A 21,142-nucleotide genomic window follows, 5' to 3' on the forward strand; every position below is an offset into this window, starting at 1 on the left:
TATGGTTTCCGCACGTTGCGTAGTGCGGAATCGGTTCTGGTCAGCTTACACTCCGAAATTGGTTGACCCTATTCCTCCGCACCACCATTGTGGTCAGGCACAAGTGATGCCATGACCTCAAAATGGTGAGTATTGGGAAAAGCATCGATAAGAGCGATGTGCTCGACTCTAAATCCGTGCGCGCCAAAGCCTGCGAGGTCGCGCGCAAAGGTTGCTGGATCACAACCGATGTGAATGATGCGTTCTGGAGCCGCTTGCGCAATCTTGTCGACGACATCACGCCCTGCCCCTGACCGGGGCGGATCTAAGACAACAAGTCCCGGAGCCGGAAGCTCGCTGATTCCAACTTCCACCTTCGCATTGTGGCGATGCACATCAAACTCGTCTTCCACTGGCTGTGGGTTCGCCGTCGCCGAAGCGGAGTAATCAACACTGTCGATCCTGCCGCCGCCGATTGCCTCATTGATCGCAGGCACAAATGCACCGACGCCTCCGTACAGATCCCATCCGTTACGGTGCGTGTAGTTGTCGCTTCCCCATTCTTTAATGAGGTCGCTATAGGTTTGCGCCGCGTTGAGGTGCGCTTGCCAAAATGCTGTAGGGGGAAAGGAAAACTCGTGACCGTCTACCACCTCGGTGACCAACCCCGGGCCTTCAAGCACCTTGTGAATACGCTCAACGCGTCGGCCACGCTGCGCCGACTGTGTTTCCACAACGTGACGTTTCCCGCGGAAATCCACGACCGCCACAATCTCACTGCCGGGCGTGTATCGAGCCGCGTCGTCGCCAATGATGCCGTCGAGCACTTGCGGCGCGACCTGACTACACACGACACCACCGACAACGTCTGTCGATTTCAGTGCACGCATTCCGGCTCGTCCTTGCGGGTCAACGCCCATGCGGACACGGGTGCGCCAACCAGTTCTGGGTTCAAGCTCCACAACCCGCAATTGCTTCTCGACGACATCCGCCTCGACAACACCACTCTTGCTCGCAAGCGCACCGAGTTGGCCAAGAAGAACGTCGCGTTTGAGCGATACCTGTACCGCCGGGTCAATGTGCGCGAAGTCGCAGCACCCCGCACCTGCTGCTGCCGCAGGACAAGCCGATCTGACCCGGTGAGGCGATGGATCCACTACTTTGACAAGCTCTGCACGTGCCCAGCGTTTTTTCACACGGGTCAGTCGCGCTTCAACCGTGTCGCCGGGAATTGCGCCCGCGATGAAAACGACGCGCCCGTCTGGGGCGTCGGCGATGCCTTCTCCCCCGTGCGCCATTGCCCTCACAGACAACTTCAGCACGAGGCCGGCAGGAATCTCGTCAGTCACAGCTACTCGGACTTACCGCGTCCGGCTTGGCGCTGAGCGTGCTGCGCCTCACGGAATTCGCGGAGCTGCTTTTGGCCTTCGACATTTTGAGCGATGATCTTCTGCAACGCGTCGCTCAGCACGTTCGGGTTACCCTCCGCGGGGGCTTCCTGAGCGCCCTGAGCCTGCTGAGCACGCGCCTCCACAGCCTCTTGCACCTGCTTTGCCAGCTGCTCAGGAAGCACAACGGGGAGAGAGTTTCCAGCAAGAATCGGGTCGTCGCCACGGTAAACAAACGAGCGCGCGACCGTTTCACGACCAAGTTGCGCAAGCTGGTCTTCCGAACCGGACGGAGCAGCAAGTGTCACGCGGTAGAGCCAGCGCGGCCCCTCCACACCGATGATTCGAATGACGCCGTTAGTGCCGGTTCCTACGATCTCTTGACCCCAGGGCCCCTGCTCAATTTCGACGGGCATACCCTCAGAACGCATACCTTCGATGATCTCGTCGGAAGATTCCTCCCACAAACCACCGGTTCGCGGAGCAGCAAACGCCACCGGGGTCAGGCGGCCGAAGCGGGTGACGATGTGAACCATCTTGGGGCCCTGCTCGCCCATCTCCACCTGGACCTGGGATTCCTTCGGCAGTGGAATCCGGATGGATCCGAGGTTCAGCGTGGCCTGGGAGAAGTCCGAAAAGTCAAAGTCATCAATGTTGACGTTATCGCCATCGAACGGACCCGTGGAGCCATTGATCGGGTCATAATCTGTAAGGACCTGCACGCCTTCTGCCACACGAAGCTCCGGCGCCTCTACCTGCGCATCTGCCGTAGCAGATGCCGACTGGGTATCAGCAACCGATTCGGGCGCCTCAGCCTCGGACGCTGCCGGTGCCGCGGTTGACTCCTCTACAACCTTCTGCGGTTCCGGGGTTGTTTCGGCTTTCTTCTTCCTCCTGAACGGCCAGATTGCCATTGCAGGTACCTCCTCTAAATTCTCAGTACGTTTTCGTCGCTAAAGACTGTAGCCCCCAGAGCGACACAGAGTTAGTTCGTGCCAGTCGATCCGTAGCCGCCAGCGCCTCGGACCGTCTCATCGAGCTCGTCTACTTCTTGAAAGCTTGCCAGTTCCACACGTTGCACGACGAGTTGTGCGATACGCATTCCACGTGTGATGACAATCGGCTCAGACCGGTCGGTGTTAATGAGGCACACCTTGAGCTCGCCCCGGTACCCTGCATCGATGGTTCCGGGAGTATTTACAATGCTCAAGCCCTGCTTTGCTGCGAGCCCGGAACGCGGGTGAATCAATCCCACTGTGCCTACAGGAAGCGCAATCGCAATTCCTGTGCCAATAAGCGCTCGCTCACCTGGCTGGAGCGTCACATCCTCTGCGGAGTAAAGGTCAGCTCCGGCATCTTCCGGGTGAGCCCGGTGAGGCAAGGGCAAATCAGGGTCAAGTCGCTTAACTGCGATTGGGCCGATGGTGTCGTCGATACGCGCGATTGATTGTTGCTCTTCCACGCTGCCAACCATACGGCAGCTGGGTTCCTCCGATATCAATGCCTAAGGTATGAGGGGTGACTACGAACCCAGTGAATCCTTCCGACACTTCCGCTCCGGATGCACCGAAAGTGCTGTATACCGAGCGCCAATGGGTGCCTTGGTACTGGTGGGCTGCAGTTGCAGGCCTGACGCTGCTCCTCGCAGGCGAGCTCGCACTGAACCGCAACATGTGGTGGTTTGTTGGCGGCTTTGTTGTTGCAGGCGCGTTAGCGGTCTGGTTTTTAGTATGGCTGTCGCGCTACACCCTAACCGTTGAGCAGGACCCTGACGGGACCCGCTGGTTGCTCGCCGGGGATGCGAACTTGCCCAGTACGGTCGTGGACCGCGCGACGGTTGTGCCGGCTTCCGCCCGCCAGAATGCTTTGGGTAGGCAACTCGATCCGGCAGCGTTCCTCATCACGCGGTCGTGGGTGCCCGAGCATGTTCTTCTCGTGCTCGATGACCCAGAGGATCCGACGCCGTATTGGCTCATTTCAGCAAAAGACCCGGAAGCCGTGCTTGATGCATTCGTTCCGGGCCTTAAGGACCGCTCCTAATCCCCGCGAGGAGCGGATAACGGCTTGCGCCGCCTGGTACTAATTACTCGCAGTCGAGGCAGATCTTGGAGCCGTCGTCCTCGACATAGGCGAGGCGCTTGTTCTTTTGCACCAAGAAGCAGGACGCGCAGGTGAATTCGTCTTCCTGGCGTGGCTTGACCTCAACATTGAGTTCCTCACCCGAGAGGTCCTGCGTCGGGGGCTCGACAGGCTCAACGATTTCCCCATCATCGTCCATGCTGCTGCCTGCAACCTCTGCTGCCTTCAGGCCTTCGAGGGAGTCGGTTTCGATGTCGTCGTCCATGCGGCGGCGCGGCGCATCGTAATCGGTGGCCATGCTTGATGTTCCTCCAGCTCAACGTCGTGCTTGATCGCGCCTCTACACGCGACATTTGAGCGGAATACTAAAGCACGTCCATGATTCTGTCATCTTTGCTGGTAGAAACTCATTTTTTCGACATCATCCGCACAAGGGTGCAAGTTTGTACACTGCGCACATGACCTCACCTCAACCACACAACGAGTCGCACGTGTCGCGCTCAGTTTCCCCTTCATCCCGGTTCGGCTTTGGAGTTGACGTTGGAGGCTCCTCCCTGAAGGCTGCGGTTGTCGACCTTCACAGTGGCGAATTTCACGGTGAAAGACTTGAGGTGCCTACGCCACAACCGGCGACCCCTGACGCTATTGCAGAGGCGATCGCGCAGTTAACGCGTCAAGCAGCATGGTCAGGCCCGGTTGGGATTGCGCTTCCGAGCGTGATTGTCCGCAACATTGCTCGCACTGCGGCGAATATTGACCCGACTTGGGTGGGCACGGATGTGGTTGAGCTCTTCTCTACCGTGCTGGGGCACCACGATGTCACTGTGCTCAACGATGCCGACGCAGCCGGGCTTGCGGAGGTGTCTTTCGGATGCCCCGAAGCACAGCGCGGCTCTGCCTTGTTTCTGACGTTTGGCACGGGTATCGGCTCAGCGCTTCTAGCTAACGGTCAGCTCTTTGCCAATAGCGAGCTCGGGCATCTGCTTATCGACGACACGGAGGCCGAACACCTTGCGTCATCCGCCGTGCGCACGAGGGAAGGCCTTTCTTACGACGATTGGGCCAAGCGCGTGGAAACTGTTCTTTGCGAATACGAACGACTCCTCAACCCGGATGTCATCATCGTTGGCGGCGGTGTTTCGGAAAACAGTGACCAGTGGGTTCCACTGCTGAACGTCAACACTCCAGTAGTTGTGGCCAAGTTACTGAATCGAGCAGGCATCGTGGGCGCTGCCAAGGCCGGTGCCGGTCATGTCGCTGGCTCACCTCATAGGTAAATCCTGTAGGGTGTTGACATTCTGCATATTCGGGCTACGCGCCCATACGTGCAGTAGGCACATAAAAATGGAACGTTCACCTGCTTGCTAGGATGGGCGTTCTGAAAATTTTTATGTGCTTGCGTACCCTGGTTTTCCAGTGGTAGCAAACACTTCACCAACTGCACTTCACAACGATGAAGTGCACATCGCAGTGGTTGTGGGCCGAACCTCTTGCTAGGTCCCGGCCCCGAGATAGTCTGATGAGTCGAAAGGGCGTACGTGGTAGCCAGCGAAGCTTCAAGCAACAACACCGTTCATGGCGAGCCTGTGGATCCGTCAAACGGTGGCGAGAGCAACGGTTCCGGTACCGACTCGAAGCCTGCCAAGAAGACGGTGAAGAAAGCAGCCAAAAAAGCAGTGAAGAAAACCGCGAAAAAGACTGCTAAAAAGACTGCGAAGAAAACCGCGAAAAAGACTGCCAAGAAGACGGTAAAGAAGTCCGCGAAGAAAACTGTCCGTAAGTCTGCGGCGAAGCGCACCACAAAGGCTGCTCAAACCGCTGCAGCGAAGGCGGACGAAGCCGAGACCGAGGATCTCGAGGCAACAAGCGCGGACGACGAGTCCTTGGATCCGACCGATGCCGAAGATTACGACCCGGACATGGGCGACGATGAGGACGACGCGTTCGACGAAGATCTCGACGGTGCCATGGACGACGCCGACGAGACCGAAGACGAAGATGACGAGGAAGAAGAGGACGACGGTTCTTCTGTCTGGGACATTGAAGAATCCGCTGCCCTGCGCCAAGCACGCAAGGATGCTCAGCTGACCGCATCCGCGGACTCTGTTCGTGCCTACCTCAAGCAAATCGGCAAGGTTGCACTTCTCGATGCAGAGCAAGAGGTCTCTCTTGCGAAGCGCATCGAGGCAGGACTCTACGCACAGCACCGTCTCGACGAGATGGCACGTGCTGCCGCAGAAGGCGACAAGGATGCAAAGCTCACGCCTGCGGTAAAGCGTGATCTCCGCGCGGTCGCTCGTGATGGCCGTAAGGCAAAGAACCATCTGCTCGAGGCGAACTTGCGTCTCGTCGTGTCGCTGGCCAAGCGTTACACCGGCCGCGGGATGGCATTCCTGGATCTGATTCAGGAAGGAAACCTTGGCCTCATCCGTGCCGTTGAGAAGTTCGACTATTCCAAGGGCTACAAGTTCTCCACCTATGCCACGTGGTGGATCCGCCAGGCAATTACGCGTGCTATGGCAGACCAGGCCCGCACCATTCGTATTCCGGTGCACATGGTCGAGGTCATCAACAAGCTTGGCCGCATTCAGCGTGAGCTGCTGCAGGACCTCGGTCGCGAGCCAACGCCGCTCGAACTGGCAAAGGAAATGGATATCACCGAGGAGAAGGTCCTCGAGATCCAGCAGTACGCTCGTGAGCCGATTTCGCTCGACCAGACGATTGGTGACGAGGGCGATAGCCAGCTCGGCGACTTCATCGAAGACTCCGAGGCAGTCGTTGCCGTGGATGCCGTGTCCTTCACGCTTCTACAGGATCAGCTGCAAGACGTTCTGCACACGCTCACCGAACGTGAGGCTGGCGTCGTTCGCCTGCGCTTCGGCTTGAGCGATGGCATGCCGCGCACCTTAGATGAGATTGGTCAGGTCTACGGCGTCACGCGTGAACGTATCCGCCAGATCGAGTCGAAGACGATGTCGAAGTTGCGTCACCCGTCGCGCTCCCAGGTGTTGCGCGACTACCTGGACTAAATTTTCACGCGACAAAGCTCAGCGCCCCGGCCAGATCATGTATCTGCCGGGGCGCTGAGCTTGCGCTTTACTCGGTGCTACTCGTTTACGGCGAGTATCACCGCGGTCTTTAGTTCGAGGACCCTTCCATTTCATTTATCTTTTCATTGAAGCCATCTTCGATGCACTTCTGGTATGCAGCGTTGTCCGATTGGTACTGTTCACAATCGCCGATGATGTCCTTGGCAAAGTACACACCCCAGAAGATGATCACCGCAGTTGCGATCATTGCGAAAGCGCCTAGGACCAGGCCGGTCACCGCCATGCCTTTGCGGGAACCCGGCCCCACGATGTTCTTCGATTTACGGATACCAACGATGCCGAGGATCACCGCGATGACACCAAGAATGATGGCACCGAACAACGTGAACATGGCAGGGATCGAGAGAATGCCGAAAATCAGGGCTGCCATTGCAACGCCATTAGGTTTCTGCTCCCCTACCGGCGCTGTGCCGTAGGGCGCGCCGTAAGCGGAGGGGCTCTGGGCCGTGTCATAGCCCGCTGGTGCCTCATAGCCGGCGTAGTTGTTCGCTGTGTCGTAGCCTTCCGGCTGCGGCTGGTTATAGGGCGAGACTCCCTCAGGGTGGCCGTTCGGGTCGTTCGGGTAACCGTTGGGGTTGTAGCGGTCAGTCATTCGTTTCTCCTCGTTTTACGTAATGTGCCCGCCCACTGTACCGACTTCGGTGTCACCAGTCACGAAGGTAGGCGATGCGTTCTCGGAGCTGTTCCGCGCTACACAGTGCAGTCGGTGGACCTCCGCAGGCCTTTCGTACCTCGGTGTGGATCGCACCGTGTGGGCGACCAGTTTTGCTGGCGACGATGGATACGCGCGCGTTGAGTTCGCTGCGTAGCTGAGGGAGTTCGTCAGCTGCAGTTGCACTTTGGGGAGTCTCCTCCACCGGCTGTGTTACCTTCTGCGGCTCCCCGAGTAGCTCTGCTCGTTCACGAGCGCGTCGTTCCTCTGCCCGGCGCGCTTTTTCTTCAGCATCGCGTGCGTCGAGTTGGTCGGCCTGGCGTTTGGCCAGCAGGGTGCGTACTTGCTCGGCGTCGAGGAGGCCGGGCAGTCCGAGGAAGTCTTGTTCCTCTGCAGAGCCGGCGACTGTTGGGGTGCCGTAGGTGGATCCGTCGAAAATCAGCGAGTCGAGCTCCGCCGATGCTCCGATGGTTTCGTATCCGGAGGTTTCGTCGGGTTCGTTTTGGGTGCGGTTGGCCTGTTCGAGCAGTTCGTCGGACCAGCCGGATTCGCGGTGAGGTTTGCCTAGGACGTGGTCGCGAGAAACTTCCATTTCCTCAGCCAGGCGCAGCAGCACTGGGACGGAGGGCAGGAAGACGGAGGCCGATTCGCCGGGCATGCGGGAACGGACGAAGCGTCCGATGGCCTGGGCGAAGAACAATGGTGTGGATGCTGAGGTTGCGTAGACGCCGACGGATAGGCGTGGCACGTCGACGCCTTCGGACACCATGCGGACAGCGACCATCCATTCGTCGCGAGATGCTGAGAATTCGTCGATTCGATCGGAGGCGCCTGGTTCGTCGGAAAGAACGAGCGTGACTGGGGTGTTGGAAAGTTTTTCCAGGATCTTCGCGTATGCGCGGGCGGTGGTTTTGTTGGTGGCGATGACTAGTCCGCCAGCGTCTGGCATGTTTGCGCGGACTTTCATCAGGCGGGTGTGTGCAGCATTAAGGACGGCTGCGACCCAGTCACCTTTCGGGTCCAGTGCGGTCTTCCATGCACGTGCGGTTTGTTCGGCGTTCAGTGGTTCGCCGAGGCGAGCTGAGTACTCCTCCCCTGCTGAGTCTTTCCATTGTGCTTCGCCCGAGTATGCAAGGAACACCACGGGTCGGACGACGCCATCGGCCAGTGCGTGGGAATAGCCGTAGGTGTAGTCCGATTCTGAGACGAGGTGGCCGGCGCCGTCTTCGACGTAGCGCACGAAAGGAATCTGCGAGTCGTCGGAGCGAAACGGTGTACCGGTCAGAGCGAGTCGGTGTTCGACGTCGTTGTATGCCTCGTAGACACCATCACCCCAGCTCTTGGAGTCACCTGCGTGGTGGATCTCGTCGAGAATCACCAGCGTGCGTCGTGCTGAAGCGACAGCATGGTGTTTGAAGGGGTGCATACCTACTTGCGCATACGTGACGACGATGCCGTCGTAGGCGGCGTTGACTGCCGAAGAGTTGGTGAAGTTTGGGTCCAACGACATTCCGAACCGCTTGGCGGCGTCCGACCACTGGTGCTTGAGGTGCTCGGTTGGTACGACGACGATAATGCGCTGGACGGTGCGGTCAGCGAGCAGGGTCGAGGCAAGCGTGAGCGCGAAGGTGGTCTTACCTGCGCCGGGCGTTGCCACAGCCATGAAGTCGCGTGGCTTGGTACTCAGAAACGAATCGAGGGCCTCCTGCTGCCATTTGCGCAGCGAAGGCCCAGAAGACGCGGCTGTCACTTGCGGCGCAGCCCCTTATAGATCCGCTCGCAGTCCGGGCACACCGGAGAGCCGGGCTTTGCTTGTTTTTTCACCGGGAAGGTTTCGCCACACAGGGCGACGACCATTTTGCCGGAAATCGCAGAGTCGACAATTTGGTCTTTTTTGACGTAGTGGAAAAACTTCGGGGTTCCGTCGTCGGTTGTCGACGAGGTATCTTCCCGCAAATCCGGGCGTTCAAGTGTCTTCGTCGTCGTGTTCACGCGCTCTATCATGCCCCAAATTGAGCGAGAGGTTAAGCCGGAGGGCTAACCTCGACGCATATGAGCACCAATGAGAACGTTTCCCCCGATTCGGATCCGCGGGACCGAGCCCGTGACGGGTTGTTCTCTAGTTTGAGCCAGGACGATCAGACGGTTGACGCTCAAGCCGAGGATGTCGTCGACTCCTCTGTGCCTCACTCGCGTCGGCGTCGTCGCATGGCCCGCGCTTTGATCACAGACGCGGTGACGAGTCCTGAACAAAACCGGCAGTCTCGTGAGAAGCAGTACGCCATTTTGCAGGGGCTTCGCCTACCGTTCATCCTCGCCGCGATCTGGGCTGCGTGGATGAGCTGGTGGGTGCTGGCGGCAATATTGTTCGTCGTCTCCGTACCGCTGCCGTGGATTGCGGTGGTGTTGGGCAACGCACAGGGCGAGAAGCGGGATGCACGCTCAAAAAACGTGTACAAGCCTGCGGTAGTGCGTGAGGAGATTCGGTTGGAGAATTCTCGTCGTGTGGCGCTCGAGAGTTCGTCGTCAAGCACGGCAAACGTGCCCGATATCATCGATCACGACGACGGTGGGGATGATGCAACAGGAGACAACGATGAGTGATTCAGTAACGGTAAGCCCGGAGACAGCGAAAACTCTTGCCCAAGCATTGGCAAAGGCCGGTTTTACGTCCGCAGGGATTGCTGAGCACCTTGGGCCAGCCGCGACGCAGGCGATGTTTCGCGGTGAGCCTGGAGTAGTGCGCCACGCGTGCCAGGATGGGTCCCGTTTGTCGCGGTTGATCCGGTTTTTTATCTTGCGCGAGCCATGCACCGCAGCGGAACTCAGTGATGTGCTGTCGCAAGAGCTTGTGCAGCTGCTTATCGACGACTGCGTGGTCGCCCCTGCAACCGACAATGCCGAACTTCACATCGCACTCGATGTGCGCCCGCATGTGATCGCAGATGAGGAGCGCTTTGTCTTTTCCGATCTCGATGCGTCGATGACCGACATCGTCCCAGGACACGATCATGTTCTCGGCGTTGGCGCCGCTTCCTTATCACTGCTTTCGGCTGCGCCTCAGACACCGGTGTCGTCTGTTTTGGATTTGGGAACGGGTTCGGGGGTGCAGGCACTTGCACAGGCCCACGTTGCTAAGAGAGTTGTCGCGACAGATGTTCACGGTCGAGCGCTGGACTTAGCTCGAGCGACGTTTGCTGCCAACGGTGTAGACAATGTGGAACTGAGGCAAGGAAGTTGGTTTGAACCTGTTGCGGGCGAACGGTTCGACCGCATTGTGGCCAACCCCCCATTTGTTGTCGGACTACCCGAGGTGGGCCATGTCTACCGCGATTCAGGCTTGGATCTTGATGCGGCCTCCGAGCTCGTTGTCTCCGGCGCAGTGGAACATCTTGCCGAAGGCGGCCGTGCTTTCATCCTGGGTTCCTGGGTGCACAGCAAGGATGCGTCCTGGCAGTCTCGAGTGGCGTCGTGGTTGCCCAGCACAGGAGTGAACGCCTGGGTGCTGCAGCGCGATGTTGTGGATCCAGGGATGTACATCTCCACGTGGCTTCGCGACGAATCCATCGACCCCCGCTCTACTGAAGGCATCGAACGCACCGAACGGTGGCTGGAGCACTTTGCGCAAAATAACGTCACTGGAATCGGATTCGGGTGGATTGTCTTGGAAGATATCGGCGATGCCGCAACTGAGGTCACCGCTGAGGAACTATCCCAGCATTTCACTGACCGCTTAGCACCGGAGGTTGAAGAATACTTCCTGCGTAGCGATTGGCTGCGTGGAAAATCCTTCGCCGAAGTTCTTGATGCCCAATACATGCTGCGCCCAGGGGTCGCGCTTGAGGAGGTCAGTTTGGCCGACACCGAAACCGGTATCGGCTTCGCACCCGAGGTCATCCGTGTGACTCGCACGGACGGGCCACGGTTTACCCATACCGTGGATGCTGGGGTGCTCTCCGTTATTCGTGGGCTGCACCCGCAAGGCCTTGCGCTTCGCGACGTCACTGGGCTCTACGCTGCTGCCAACGGTATTAACGACGAGGCTGCACTACATGAACTTGAGCAATCCAGCTCGGCAGCCATAGTTGATCTTGTCCGTCATGGCGTTGTCCTACCCGCAGAGATCGCCGCTATCTGATCAGAAACAGAGGAATATCCTGTGAAAGCCGTCCTGACCCGCGTTTCCGAGGCTTCCGTCACCGTCGACGGCGACGTTGTCGGCGCTATCAATTGCGCTGAGACAGGCGGAATCCTCGCCCTTGTCGGCGTTGGCCGCGAAGACGACGAAGAAGCCTGGCAAAAGATGGCCCGCAAAATTGCAGAACTGCGCATTCTCGACGGGGAAAAGTCCGTTGAAGACGTCAATGCTCCGGTGCTTTTAGTCAGCCAGTTCACGCTTTTAGGCCGCACTGCCAAGGGTCGCCGCCCATCGTGGGGAGACGCTGCCCCTGGCGAAGTTGCGGAGCCAATCATCGCAAAGATCGCGTCGGCACTGCGTGAACGCGGAATTCATGTCGAAGAAGGGCGATTCGGCGCCAACATGCAAGTCCAGAGTGTCAACGAAGGGCCGTTCACCGTGTTGGTAGAAACGTAACGCTCAGTGAATATAAATGGTGCCCGCGGGAACACCTCTTCACCTCGGATCGTTGGTCTATCAGATTGCACCGATGCAACATGAAGTGTTTCACCCCAGTCCGAGGAGGCGTTGTCACATGACCCAGCCGGATCGTGCCACAGAAAAAGAAGAGAACGTCGACCGCGGTAGCCGACGTAATCAGACCAACGACAACCCATCCGCAGACCTTGTACGCGTTTATCTCAACGGCATCGGCAAAACCGCCCTACTCAACGCTGAAGAAGAGGTCGAGCTTGCCCAACAGATCGAAGTTGGCCTCTACGCTCAGCATCTTCTCGACGATCCGGAGGTGAAACTCACCCGGGCAAAAAAGCGCGACCTGACAATCCTCGCTAAGCAAGGCCGCAAGGCGCGCGCGCACCTCCTCGAGGCGAACCTGCGCCTGGTCGTATCGCTTGCGAAGCGCTACACCGGCCGCGGAATGCCACTGTTGGACCTCATCCAAGAAGGCAACCTCGGCCTTATTCGTGCGATGGAAAAGTTTGACTACGCCAAGGGCTTTAAGTTTTCCACCTACGCCACCTGGTGGATCCGCCAAGCAATCACGCGAGGTATGGCTGACCAGTCCCGCACAATCCGCCTCCCTGTGCACCTTGTCGAACAGGTCAACAAGCTCTCACGTATTCGTCGCGAAATGTATCAATCTCTCGGCCGTGAGCCGACGAACGAGGAACTGTCCGAAGAGTCCGGCATCGAAGAGTCCAAGATCGAAATGCTGCTGCGCCAATCCCGCGACCCCGTCAGCTTGGATATGCCGGTCGGTGCAGATGAAGAGGCGCCTTTGGGTGACTTCATCGAGGACGCGGAAGCCACCGACGCCGAAGACGCCGTCGTGACTACGCTGCGCCATGACGACATTCAAGACATCATTAACGGCCTTGAGCAGCGCGAACAGGATGTCATCCGCATGCGCTATGGACTGACTGACGGTGTGCCGCGCACCTTGGACCAGATTGGCCGACAGTACGGACTATCCCGGGAACGCGTACGTCAGATCGAACGCGAAGTCATGGCGAAGCTTCGTGTGGGCGAACGTGCAGACCGTCTTCGCGATTACGCAATGTAGCCATTAGGAAAAACAACAACTACGCCCAGTGATGGGACTTAGGTCACTATCGCTGGGCTACAGTATTTGTCGAACGTTCGTTATAGCAGCAACAGCTGCTGCCTCGTCGAGTGGAAGGAACCAACAACCGTGCGTGACCTCGTCGACACCACAGAAATGTACTTGCGAACGGTCTACGAGCTGGAAGAAGAGGGCATCACTCCCCTTCGCGCTCGCATCGCTGAACGGCTTGAGCAGTCTGGCCCCACCGTGTCGCAAACTGTGGCACGCATGGAGCGCGACGGACTTATCGTTGTTGAGCAAGACCGTTCCCTCTCCCTCACTGAGGAAGGGCGCGCACTCGCAACCGCGGTGATGCGCAAACACCGTCTCGCGGAACGTCTTCTGACCGACGTGCTGCGCCTTGATATTGAGAAAGTGCACGACGAGGCATGTCGCTGGGAACACGTCATGAGCGAAGAGGTCGAACGTCGCCTTGTCGCAGTGTTGGATAACCCCACCCACTCCCCATTTGGTAACCCGATCCCCGCACTGGAAGAGCTGGGAGCACCACAGGGGGTGCCCGAGACACGCGGAACTCGAGCGACCGATCTTCGAATCCAGGAACCGACCAGAGCGCGTGTTGTGCAGATTTCGGAAATTCTTCAGGTCCCGTTGACAGACGGTGTCTCCCTTGCAGGCATCGGTCACTTCGTCGGCCAAGAAGTGACGTTGACTCCATTTGAAGACGGCGCGCTGGAAGTCAAGACCGCCAACGGAGAAACTGTTGTACTTCCATCTGAGCTAGCACACGCGCTGCGCGTCGAACCGCTCAACTAACGCTTCGAGGAGAAACCCCATGAAACTTGTAGTCACAGGCGGCGCAGGATACGTCGGAAGTGTGTGCGCGCAAGCACTGCTTGAAGCAGGCCACGACGTCACCGTTATCGACGATTTCAGCACTGGAAACCGCTACGCTGTCCCTGAGCAGGCTGTGCTCGTTGAGGGAAACATTGTCGATGTTATCGACGACGTACTGGCTGACGGTGACGTCGATGGCGTACTGCATTTCGCTGCACGCTCGCTTGTCGGCGAGTCGATGGAGGATCCCGCCAAGTACTGGCATGGCAATGTCGGAGTATCACTCGCGTTGCTCGACGCAATGCGCAAGCACGACGTGAAATCCCTGGTGTTTTCCTCGACCGCTGCCACCTACGGTGAACCAGACACCGTGCCGATTACCGAAGATGCGCCAACACGTCCAACGAATCCCTACGGCGCCTCCAAGCTAGCGATTGACCACGCAATCACGTCCTACGCCAATGCGTACGGCCTCGGCGCAACGAGTCTGCGCTACTTCAACGTCGCCGGCGCACACAACGGTGTTGGTGAAAACCACATCACTGAAACCCACCTCATCCCCATTGTGTTGCAGGTTGCCATGGGCTACCGCGACAAGATCATGATGTACGGCGATGACTGGCCAACAAACGACGGTACTTGCGTGCGCGACTACATTCACATCCGCGACCTCGCCGACGCCCACATGCTCGCTTTGGAAAACAACACGCCTGGCCAACACAAGATCTATAACCTTGGTTCCGGTGCTGGCTATTCGGTGCGAGAAGTTGTGGAGATGTGTCGCGAAGTCACCGGCCATCCCATCCCAGCTGAGGTAGCTCCTCGCCGTGCAGGCGATCCGGCTGTGCTCATCGCGTCGTCCGAAAAGATCAAAAGTGAGCTTGGTTGGAACCCCACCCGCACAGATCTACGCCGAATCGTCGAGGACGCATGGGCGTTCACCCGCGAACTGGGAAGCCGTTCGCACTCGGCGCGTTAACCTCCGAATTCGAGCCACGTGTCTCTGCATGCTCGACTGCTCACTTCAAGAATCTCTTCTGCCTTGCCCGCCAGCATCACTTGCAGCAGCAGATTCGACAGCGCATGACCTGGAACTTCCTCGTCTGCGCACCGCAACGCAGTGCCCGCCCATGCGTACAAGCGTTGGGAAAGGGCAACCATCGCCCAAAGACACAACGCGTTGGCCCGAATGGCTCCGGTGAAGTTCCTCGCGATACACAACATCACCGCGGATGCCCCGAACGGGTATGCAAGCGCGTCGACGATTAAGCAGTCGCGCAACCGGCTTCTGCTCAGCATCGCGGCGATAAGTTCGACTTCGTCATCCGACTGAAACACATCGCTCAGTTCAACGTATCCATCCCCGTCAATGATCGAATCCGCTGGCGTTGAGACGAAGAGCTCGCAGGCCCGCTCGACGTCCCGGCGCGCAAGAGCAGGTGCCACTGAGACCAGATCCATTAGGTCAAGGCCTCGTCGATACGCAGCGGGCGCGACCTCGTCGCAACGCACAGCATCGCTGAGCAATAGCGGGTCGAAGTGCTCGAACGTATCCGCGCGATCGAGCTCCGGCAGCAAGCCGTTATCGATGTACGGCCGCATCGCCGGCGACGCGATCACCGAAGCGACCGTACCCGAAGCGAATGTGTCCTCCCACCCCCAGATCTGTGCGTTCTCCGTCTCGTTGGAGAACGCGAGGCGGTACGGGGTGCCATCAGCGACTTCCGAAACTAACCAGCACGCGTCGACCAGTGGCACAATCCCCTGATAACTGTCTCGCAACTCCTTAACGGCCTGTTTGACCATCTCCGAATCAGGGACTCGGCTAATGATCACGCCAAACGTCGCCACACGTTGCGTTATTGGCAGTTGCTCAAGCATGTTGCGAAGCTGCTCTGTGCTGCCCAAATCAGAGCATAAGTACGGCCCAACATCCAAGATGTCAGGTTCCCCCGGACGCGCTTGCAAGGTGATCAGCGAAACAGTTTCAGTTGGAAAGTAACCGAGAGTTCCAGGAAGTGATGCAATCAAGTGCGCGGGCGATTGCAATGTGTAGGTGTCGTGGTGCGCCGCGCCAGCACCATCCGATGAATGAGTTCCTTGTGGTTGAGTGTCTGTCATAAATATCAGACGCACTGAAGCAGTGTTCGGTTCCATCCAAAAACATAACGGGGAATGTTTTGCTCGCTTCCTTCGTTGTGGTGGGGGAATCAGCGATACCATTTCAGGAGATCTACAACCGTGACTTACGATCAGCAGATGTACGAGCTTGAGTACCCCTCGCCCACCGTGGACAGCACCTCCCAATCGGGCCCGGCGCTGATTATTGCCATGCACGGCTACGCCGACGCAGGTCACGCAGTTGAGTCTGCAGCCGACCATCTTAAGGCCGCGCTAGAGACCCATACGGTGGCGACGTTTAGCAACGACGAGCTCATCGACTACCGCTCACGACGCCCAACGGTGACACTCGCCCATGCTGAAATCGCAGACGTTGCAGACCTGCAACTCGATATGCGGGTCCTGCGCGACAGCAAGGGCAAGTCTTTCTTGCTCCTGTCCGGGCCTGAACCGGATCTTCGCTGGGAAGCGTTTAGCAATGCAGTCGCCGACCTCGTCGAGCGTTTCAACGTGGATAAAACGATCTGCCTCTACGCTGCCCCTATGGGCGCGCCACACACTCGCCCCCTTGTGGTATCAGCACACGGCAACGACACCGACCTCGTCGGCTCGATGTACACCTTCGACGGTATGGTGAGCGTTCCTGGCTCCGCCGCAATTCTCATTGAGCGCGAACTCCACAAGCGTGGGCGAAATGTCGCAGGCTACACAGCGCACGTCCCGCACTATGTCGCTGCTTCTCCGTACCCGCACGCAACTTTCCAGCTCTTGCAGTCGGTAGAGGATTCCACCACGTTGACCTTCCCGCTTGGTTCGTTGGAAGGCGACATGAAGCGGGTCTCCCAGCAACTTGCAGAACAAACGACGAACTCCGCTGAGATCACCCATGTGGTCCAAGCATTGGAGGAACACTATGACCAGGAGATGGAGGAATACCGTCGCCACCACCCGCAAGCCATGATGCCCGGTGAGGCACAGATGCCGTCTGGTGAGGAAATCAGCGAGGCTTTTGAGAACTACCTCACCGCCATAGAGGACCGTGACCGCAACCGTGGTCAACAGCGCAGTCTGCCTCACGATGAGGACACTGATCGGCGCTTGCGTGACTACTACTTCATCGACCCCGACGCTGAAGAAGGTGACGGCGACAGTGACGACGACAGCGAAGGTGACACCGGCGCAACATCCTAAATGCTGATGGGATGTCGGGGCGGTCAGCTACGGTGGTGAGCGTGACGCTCACTGATATGCTCTCCGACATTGCCGAAGCACCTGAGTCCCTCTTCGAGGACGTGGTGTGGGACTCGTTTACCTCGTGGACCGAGTCCCGCGGTATCAGCCTCTACCCTGCTCAAGAGGAAGCTTCGCTAGCGTTGCTCGCTGGCGACAACGTTATCTTGGCTACCCCAACTGGATCCGGGAAGTCCATGGTGGCCAACGCGGCGCATTTCATTGCCCTCGCCCGTGGACAACGATCGTTTTATACGGCGCCGATTAAGGCACTGGTAAGCGAGAAGTTTTTCGCGCTGTGCGAGATTTTCGGCGCTGAAAACGTCGGCATGATGACCGGTGACGCAACGGTGAACTCCAATGCGCCAATCATTGCAGCCACAGCGGAGATCGTCGCAAATATCGCGCTACGAGAGGGCGAGCATGCACGGATCGACCAGGTCGTCATGGACGAGTTCCATTACTATTCCGAGCCGGAGCGCGGATGGGCCTGGCAGGTTCCGCTCCTCGAGTTGCCAAAGGCACAGTTTCTGCTGATGTCGGCGACACTAGGCGATACTGCGTGGCTCGAGGAGGACCTGACGAAACGCACCGGGCGCACCACCACTTATGTGGGCGGCGCTGAGCGTCCCGTTCCGCTGGATTTCCACTATGTGTTCACGCCGGTGCACGAGACGATTGAGGAGCTGCTCGCCGACGGCAAGGCACCGATCTACGTTGTGCATTTCTCTCAGCGCGAAGCCACCGAACGAGCGCAGGCGCTGACCAGCATGAAAATCATTACGGATGAGGAAAAGCAGCGGATCGCTGAAGAGATTGGCAATTTCCGCTTTACCACCACGTTTGGCAAGACGCTGTCCAAACTTGTGCGTCGTGGCATCGGAATCCACCACGCAGGCATGTTGCCGAAGTACCGTCGCCTTGTCGAACGGCTTTCCCAAACCGGCTTACTGAAGGTCATCTGCGGTACAGACACGCTCGGTGTGGGGATTAACGTGCCGATTCGTACAGTGCTCATCACTGGGTTGGCCAAATACGACGGAACTCGCCAGCGCATCTTGAAGTCGCGTGAATTCCACCAAATCGCAGGCCGCGCAGGTCGCGCAGGCTACGACACCGAAGGCACTGTAGTGGTGGAAGCACCCGAACACGAGATAGAAAACGTAAAGCTGCGCCGCAAGGCGGGTGATGATCCGAAGAAACTCAAGAAGATACGGAAGAAATCTGCCCGCGACGGTGAAGTTTCCTGGTCTGAGAACACTTTTGAACGTCTGAAGGTCGCTGAACCCGAAGAGCTGACAAGCCAGTTCAAGGTGAGCAACTCGATGCTGCTCAACGTGGTGGCACGCCCTGGTGACGGCTACGAGCACATGCGCAAGTTACTGCGCGACAACCACGACAACCGTGCGAAGCAGAACAGGGACATCCTCACCGCAGTGGAGCTATTCCGTGGGCTGATTAACGCTGGAGTGGTGGAACGTACTCCGGACTCTCCCGCGTTTCGCCCATACACGCTGACGCAGGAGCTCGACCGCGACTTTGCGCTAAATCAACCTCTCGCTCCGTTCGCACTGGCGTTTCTTACCCTGCTGGATCCGGAATCGGATACATACACCCTTGATGTCATCTCAGCATTTGAAGCGATCCTCGACGACCCGAGGCAACTCCTCCAAGCGCAAGAGAAAGCCGCTCGTGGAGAAGAAATTGCTGCGCTAAAGGCTGAAGGTGTTGACTACACCGAGCGCATGGCGATTATTGAGGATGTCACCTATCCGAAGCCATTGGCCGACGAGTTGGACGAAGCGTTCGATACCTTCACCCAAGGCAACCCATGGGCGAAGGAGTTCGAGCCGTCGCCGAAGTCTGTGGTGCGGGACATGATCGAGCACGCAATGACGTTCTCCGATCTCATTTCCACATATGGGCTGGCGCGCTCCGAGGGTGTGGTGCTTCGCTACCTCACCGATGCTTGGCGCACGCTCTCCTACTCCATCCCCGATGCCTACATGAACGACGAGCTCGAGGACATCGTCGTATGGCTCGGCGAGATGATTCGTCAGGTGGACTCGTCGCTCATCGACGAATGGGCGCACATGACCGGAGAAGACGAACCTGTCAGCCAGGAAACCATCGACCGAGAGCTGGCGTTTGGTGTACAAGACCCATCCGCACTGACCGCCAACCGTCGTGCGTTCACAATCATGGTCCGCAACTACTTCTTCCGAATGGTCGAACTGTTCGCTTATGAGAAAGAAGATGAGTTGGCCGAGATGCTCGACTACCTAGAAACAGACGAGCGGGTGGATTGGCCGGGGGCGATGGACGACTACTTCGACGAGTACGACGATGTCGATCTTGGCCCAGACGCACGCGGTCCTGAATTCTTCCACATCGGTGATCAATCCGGCAGATCCTGGCAGGTCACCCAGATTATTAACGACCCCGAAGGCGACAACGCGTTCCAGATTCACGGTGTGGTGGATCTCGACGCATCCGATGAAGCGGGTGAGGTTCGGGTCTCCTCGTTGGAGGTTCGGGGGCAGTAGAAGTGCTCGCATGAAACGGAAAATTCTAATTTGCCCCAAAACACATCCACCCCGGCTAGATTGTGTGGGGCAAACTTTGGTTCTAGCGTGACAAGGAGCACAACGTGACGCGCACAATTGTTGTCGGCGCCGGCATGACCGGTCTGTCAACCGCATGGCATCTGCAGGAATATGGCCATGAGGTGGAAGTTCTCGAACGCATCGATGTTGCGGCCGGTTCTTCCTGGGGCAACGCCGGCTGGTTGGCACCGGGCAAGACGATCCCGCTGTCCAACTCGAGCCTGTGGGCATACGGCCCGACCGCACTGTTTGATAAGCACGCTGCTTTGGATGTGCCGGTGCGTTTCGACCCGAAACTGTGGCGCTTCTGCGCCAACTTCATGGCACACGCGACGGGACGCGCATGGGACAAGACCATGGCTCGCCTCACTAAGGCAGATATTGCTTCCCTCGCTGCTTTCGACGAGCTCGAAGCAGGTGGTGTGAAGGCCTCCACACATGAGGGTCCGTTCATCATCGGTTTCGAAAACGAGAGCAAAGCCGCCGGCTTCCTCAAGGAAGTCGAAGGCGCTCAGCGTCACGGCCAAGATATTCCTTTCGAGCAGATCACGCTTGACGACGCCCGCACTGACGCCCCGATGCTGACCGAGAAGGTCGGCGCAACCTACCGCATGGGCGGTCAGCGCTTCATCGAGCCGGGTCCGTACTGCCGGGCCATTGCAGATTCGATTATCGAGCGCGGTGGCAAGATCACGACGGGTGTTGAGGTCGTAGAGGTCACCTCCACCCGCAAGCCAGCCGTGAAGCTTTCCACCGGGGAGTGGCTGCAGGCCGACAACGTTGTTTTGGCAACCGGTGCGTGGCTTCCGTCCTTGGCTAAACAGCTTGGTGTGAACACGATGATTCAGGCTGGTCGCGGCTACTCCTTCTCGGTTGAGACAGCTGAGCCTGCTACCTGCCCGGTGTATCTGCCGGATCCAAAGATCGCCTGCACCCCGTACCAGGGTCGCTTCCGCATCGCAGGCACGATGGAGTTCCGCGGCCCGGATGAGCCGTTCCAGCCAGGCCGTATTGCCTCGATGATTCACTCGACGAAGCCGTTCTTCCGTGGCATCGACTGGGAAGATCGCCAGGACGAGTGGGTCGGTTCCCGCCCGGTCACTCCGGACGGTCTCCCACTGGTTGGCGCGACGAAGGTGCCAAACGTGTACACCAACGGTGGTCACGGCATGTGGGGCATCATCCTGGGCCCGCTGTCCGGCAAGATGCTGGCAAAGCAGATTGTGACCGGCGAGATCGACGAGACGATCAAGCCATTCGACCCGCTGCGCGGCCCGTTCGGTGGCCTGTAACGCACCAACGTTTCAAACCCCGTCACTGCACTATGCATGTGGCGGGGTTATTTTTATCCCCCGTTTTCCCCACCCGTCAACGCTGTGCGCTGCAGGTTTCCTCGCACGACTCGTGCGACGGCATCTAATTGCATTGAAAATCG

At 58.3% G+C, this 21,142-nt stretch carries 20 protein-coding genes; 12 read left to right on the top strand and 8 right to left on the bottom strand.

What is annotated here, in order from left to right; translation table 11 throughout:
• Nucleotides 1-68 precede the first annotated feature (68 nt).
• The 3 genes from HMPREF2690_RS04730 to dut form a co-directional block, all read right to left on the bottom strand.
• Entirely contained in the window at nt 69-1,328 is a 1,260-nt protein-coding gene (locus tag HMPREF2690_RS04730; RefSeq protein ID WP_246819508.1) for a class I SAM-dependent RNA methyltransferase, read from the bottom strand.
• A gap of 2 nt (nt 1,329-1,330) precedes the next feature.
• Nucleotides 1,331-2,281 (bottom strand): DUF3710 domain-containing protein, encoded by a 951-nt coding sequence (locus HMPREF2690_RS11675; protein ID WP_083320312.1) that lies wholly within the window; start codon nt 2,279-2,281, stop codon nt 1,331-1,333.
• Nucleotides 2,282-2,352: 71 nt separating this feature from the next.
• On the bottom strand, nt 2,353-2,829 hold the full coding sequence (dut, locus tag HMPREF2690_RS04740) for a dUTP diphosphatase (protein WP_246819509.1): 477 nt from the start codon (nt 2,827-2,829) through the stop codon (nt 2,353-2,355).
• Nucleotides 2,830-2,885: 56 nt separating this feature from the next.
• Between dut and HMPREF2690_RS04745 the strand changes: the two genes are divergently transcribed.
• On the top strand, nt 2,886-3,407 hold the full coding sequence (locus HMPREF2690_RS04745) for a DUF3093 domain-containing protein (protein WP_070483787.1): 522 nt from the start codon (nt 2,886-2,888) through the stop codon (nt 3,405-3,407).
• A gap of 43 nt (nt 3,408-3,450) precedes the next feature.
• Here the strand turns inward: HMPREF2690_RS04745 and HMPREF2690_RS04750 are convergent, their stop codons facing one another.
• Nucleotides 3,451-3,744, bottom strand: a complete 294-nt coding sequence (locus tag HMPREF2690_RS04750; protein ID WP_070422359.1) for a DUF4193 domain-containing protein — start codon at nt 3,742-3,744, stop codon at nt 3,451-3,453.
• 160 nt (nt 3,745-3,904) lie between these two features.
• Here HMPREF2690_RS04750 and ppgK point away from each other — a divergent pair, with 160 nt between their 5' ends.
• Together ppgK and HMPREF2690_RS04760 are read left to right on the top strand one after the other, a co-directional pair.
• Nucleotides 3,905-4,723 (top strand): polyphosphate--glucose phosphotransferase, encoded by an 819-nt coding sequence (ppgK, locus tag HMPREF2690_RS04755; RefSeq protein ID WP_070820297.1) that lies wholly within the window; start codon nt 3,905-3,907, stop codon nt 4,721-4,723.
• A gap of 309 nt (nt 4,724-5,032) precedes the next feature.
• Nucleotides 5,033-6,475, top strand: coding sequence for an RNA polymerase sigma factor (locus tag HMPREF2690_RS04760; RefSeq protein WP_070422357.1), 1,443 nt, complete (start codon nt 5,033-5,035; stop codon nt 6,473-6,475).
• A gap of 109 nt (nt 6,476-6,584) precedes the next feature.
• Here the strand turns inward: HMPREF2690_RS04760 and HMPREF2690_RS04765 are convergent, their stop codons facing one another.
• The 3 genes from HMPREF2690_RS04765 to HMPREF2690_RS04775 are packed head-to-tail and all read right to left on the bottom strand — an operon-like array spanning nt 6,585 to nt 9,212.
• A complete protein-coding gene (locus tag HMPREF2690_RS04765; protein ID WP_070820298.1) occupies nt 6,585-7,148 on the bottom strand; it encodes a DUF4190 domain-containing protein in 564 nt (187 codons plus the stop codon).
• A 52-nt stretch (nt 7,149-7,200) separates the two neighbouring features.
• Entirely contained in the window at nt 7,201-8,958 is a 1,758-nt protein-coding gene (locus tag HMPREF2690_RS04770; RefSeq protein ID WP_070820299.1) for a DEAD/DEAH box helicase, read from the bottom strand.
• Nucleotides 8,955-9,212, bottom strand: a complete 258-nt coding sequence (locus HMPREF2690_RS04775) for a DUF3039 domain-containing protein (protein WP_070422354.1) — start codon at nt 9,210-9,212, stop codon at nt 8,955-8,957. The genes HMPREF2690_RS04770 and HMPREF2690_RS04775 overlap by 4 nt, the downstream gene beginning before the upstream one ends.
• Before the next feature lie 48 nt (nt 9,213-9,260).
• On the opposite strand from HMPREF2690_RS04775, the gene HMPREF2690_RS04780 reads away from it, so the two are divergent.
• The 6 genes from HMPREF2690_RS04780 to galE all read left to right on the top strand — a co-directional run bounded on the left by HMPREF2690_RS04780 (nt 9,261) and on the right by galE (nt 14,729).
• Nucleotides 9,261-9,812 (top strand): DUF3099 domain-containing protein, encoded by a 552-nt coding sequence (locus HMPREF2690_RS04780; protein ID WP_083308100.1) that lies wholly within the window; start codon nt 9,261-9,263, stop codon nt 9,810-9,812.
• The gene (locus tag HMPREF2690_RS04785; RefSeq protein WP_070614509.1) at nt 9,805-11,346 is read left to right on the top strand and encodes a DUF7782 domain-containing protein; all 1,542 of its coding nucleotides are present in this window, start codon (nt 9,805-9,807) and stop codon (nt 11,344-11,346) included. Before HMPREF2690_RS04780 ends, HMPREF2690_RS04785 begins: the two co-directional genes overlap by 8 nt.
• A 21-nt stretch (nt 11,347-11,367) precedes the next feature.
• Entirely contained in the window at nt 11,368-11,802 is a 435-nt protein-coding gene (gene dtd / locus HMPREF2690_RS04790) for a D-aminoacyl-tRNA deacylase (protein ID WP_070422352.1), read from the top strand.
• Nucleotides 11,803-11,920: 118 nt separating this feature from the next.
• Nucleotides 11,921-12,910, top strand: coding sequence for a sigma-70 family RNA polymerase sigma factor (locus HMPREF2690_RS04795; protein ID WP_070422351.1), 990 nt, complete (start codon nt 11,921-11,923; stop codon nt 12,908-12,910).
• Between the two features lie 129 nt (nt 12,911-13,039).
• On the top strand, nt 13,040-13,729 hold the full coding sequence (locus HMPREF2690_RS04800) for a metal-dependent transcriptional regulator (RefSeq protein ID WP_070422350.1): 690 nt from the start codon (nt 13,040-13,042) through the stop codon (nt 13,727-13,729).
• Nucleotides 13,730-13,748: 19 nt separating this feature from the next.
• Nucleotides 13,749-14,729: a UDP-glucose 4-epimerase GalE gene (gene galE / locus HMPREF2690_RS04805; protein ID WP_070422349.1), complete on the top strand. Its 981-nt coding sequence runs from the start codon at nt 13,749-13,751 to the stop codon at nt 14,727-14,729.
• Here galE and HMPREF2690_RS04810 read toward each other — a convergent pair.
• Nucleotides 14,726-15,973, bottom strand: a complete 1,248-nt coding sequence (locus HMPREF2690_RS04810; protein WP_083316782.1) for a DUF4192 domain-containing protein — start codon at nt 15,971-15,973, stop codon at nt 14,726-14,728. The two genes, galE and HMPREF2690_RS04810, sit on opposite strands and share 4 nt — an antisense overlap.
• A gap of 36 nt (nt 15,974-16,009) precedes the next feature.
• Between HMPREF2690_RS04810 and HMPREF2690_RS04815 the strand changes: the two genes are divergently transcribed.
• The 3 genes from HMPREF2690_RS04815 (at nt 16,010) to HMPREF2690_RS04825 (ending at nt 20,999) form a co-directional block, all read left to right on the top strand.
• Nucleotides 16,010-17,062 (top strand): PAC2 family protein, encoded by a 1,053-nt coding sequence (locus tag HMPREF2690_RS04815; RefSeq protein WP_070614511.1) that lies wholly within the window; start codon nt 16,010-16,012, stop codon nt 17,060-17,062.
• A 56-nt stretch (nt 17,063-17,118) separates the two neighbouring features.
• Nucleotides 17,119-19,647, top strand: coding sequence for a DEAD/DEAH box helicase (locus tag HMPREF2690_RS04820; RefSeq protein WP_070422404.1), 2,529 nt, complete (start codon nt 17,119-17,121; stop codon nt 19,645-19,647).
• A gap of 104 nt (nt 19,648-19,751) precedes the next feature.
• The gene (locus tag HMPREF2690_RS04825) at nt 19,752-20,999 is read left to right on the top strand and encodes an NAD(P)/FAD-dependent oxidoreductase (RefSeq protein ID WP_083320313.1); all 1,248 of its coding nucleotides are present in this window, start codon (nt 19,752-19,754) and stop codon (nt 20,997-20,999) included.
• Nucleotides 21,000-21,142 lie beyond the last annotated feature (143 nt).

The organism is Corynebacterium sp. HMSC034E11 (genome assembly GCF_001835905.1).
Lineage (GTDB): Bacteria > Actinomycetota > Actinomycetes > Mycobacteriales > Mycobacteriaceae > Corynebacterium > Corynebacterium coyleae.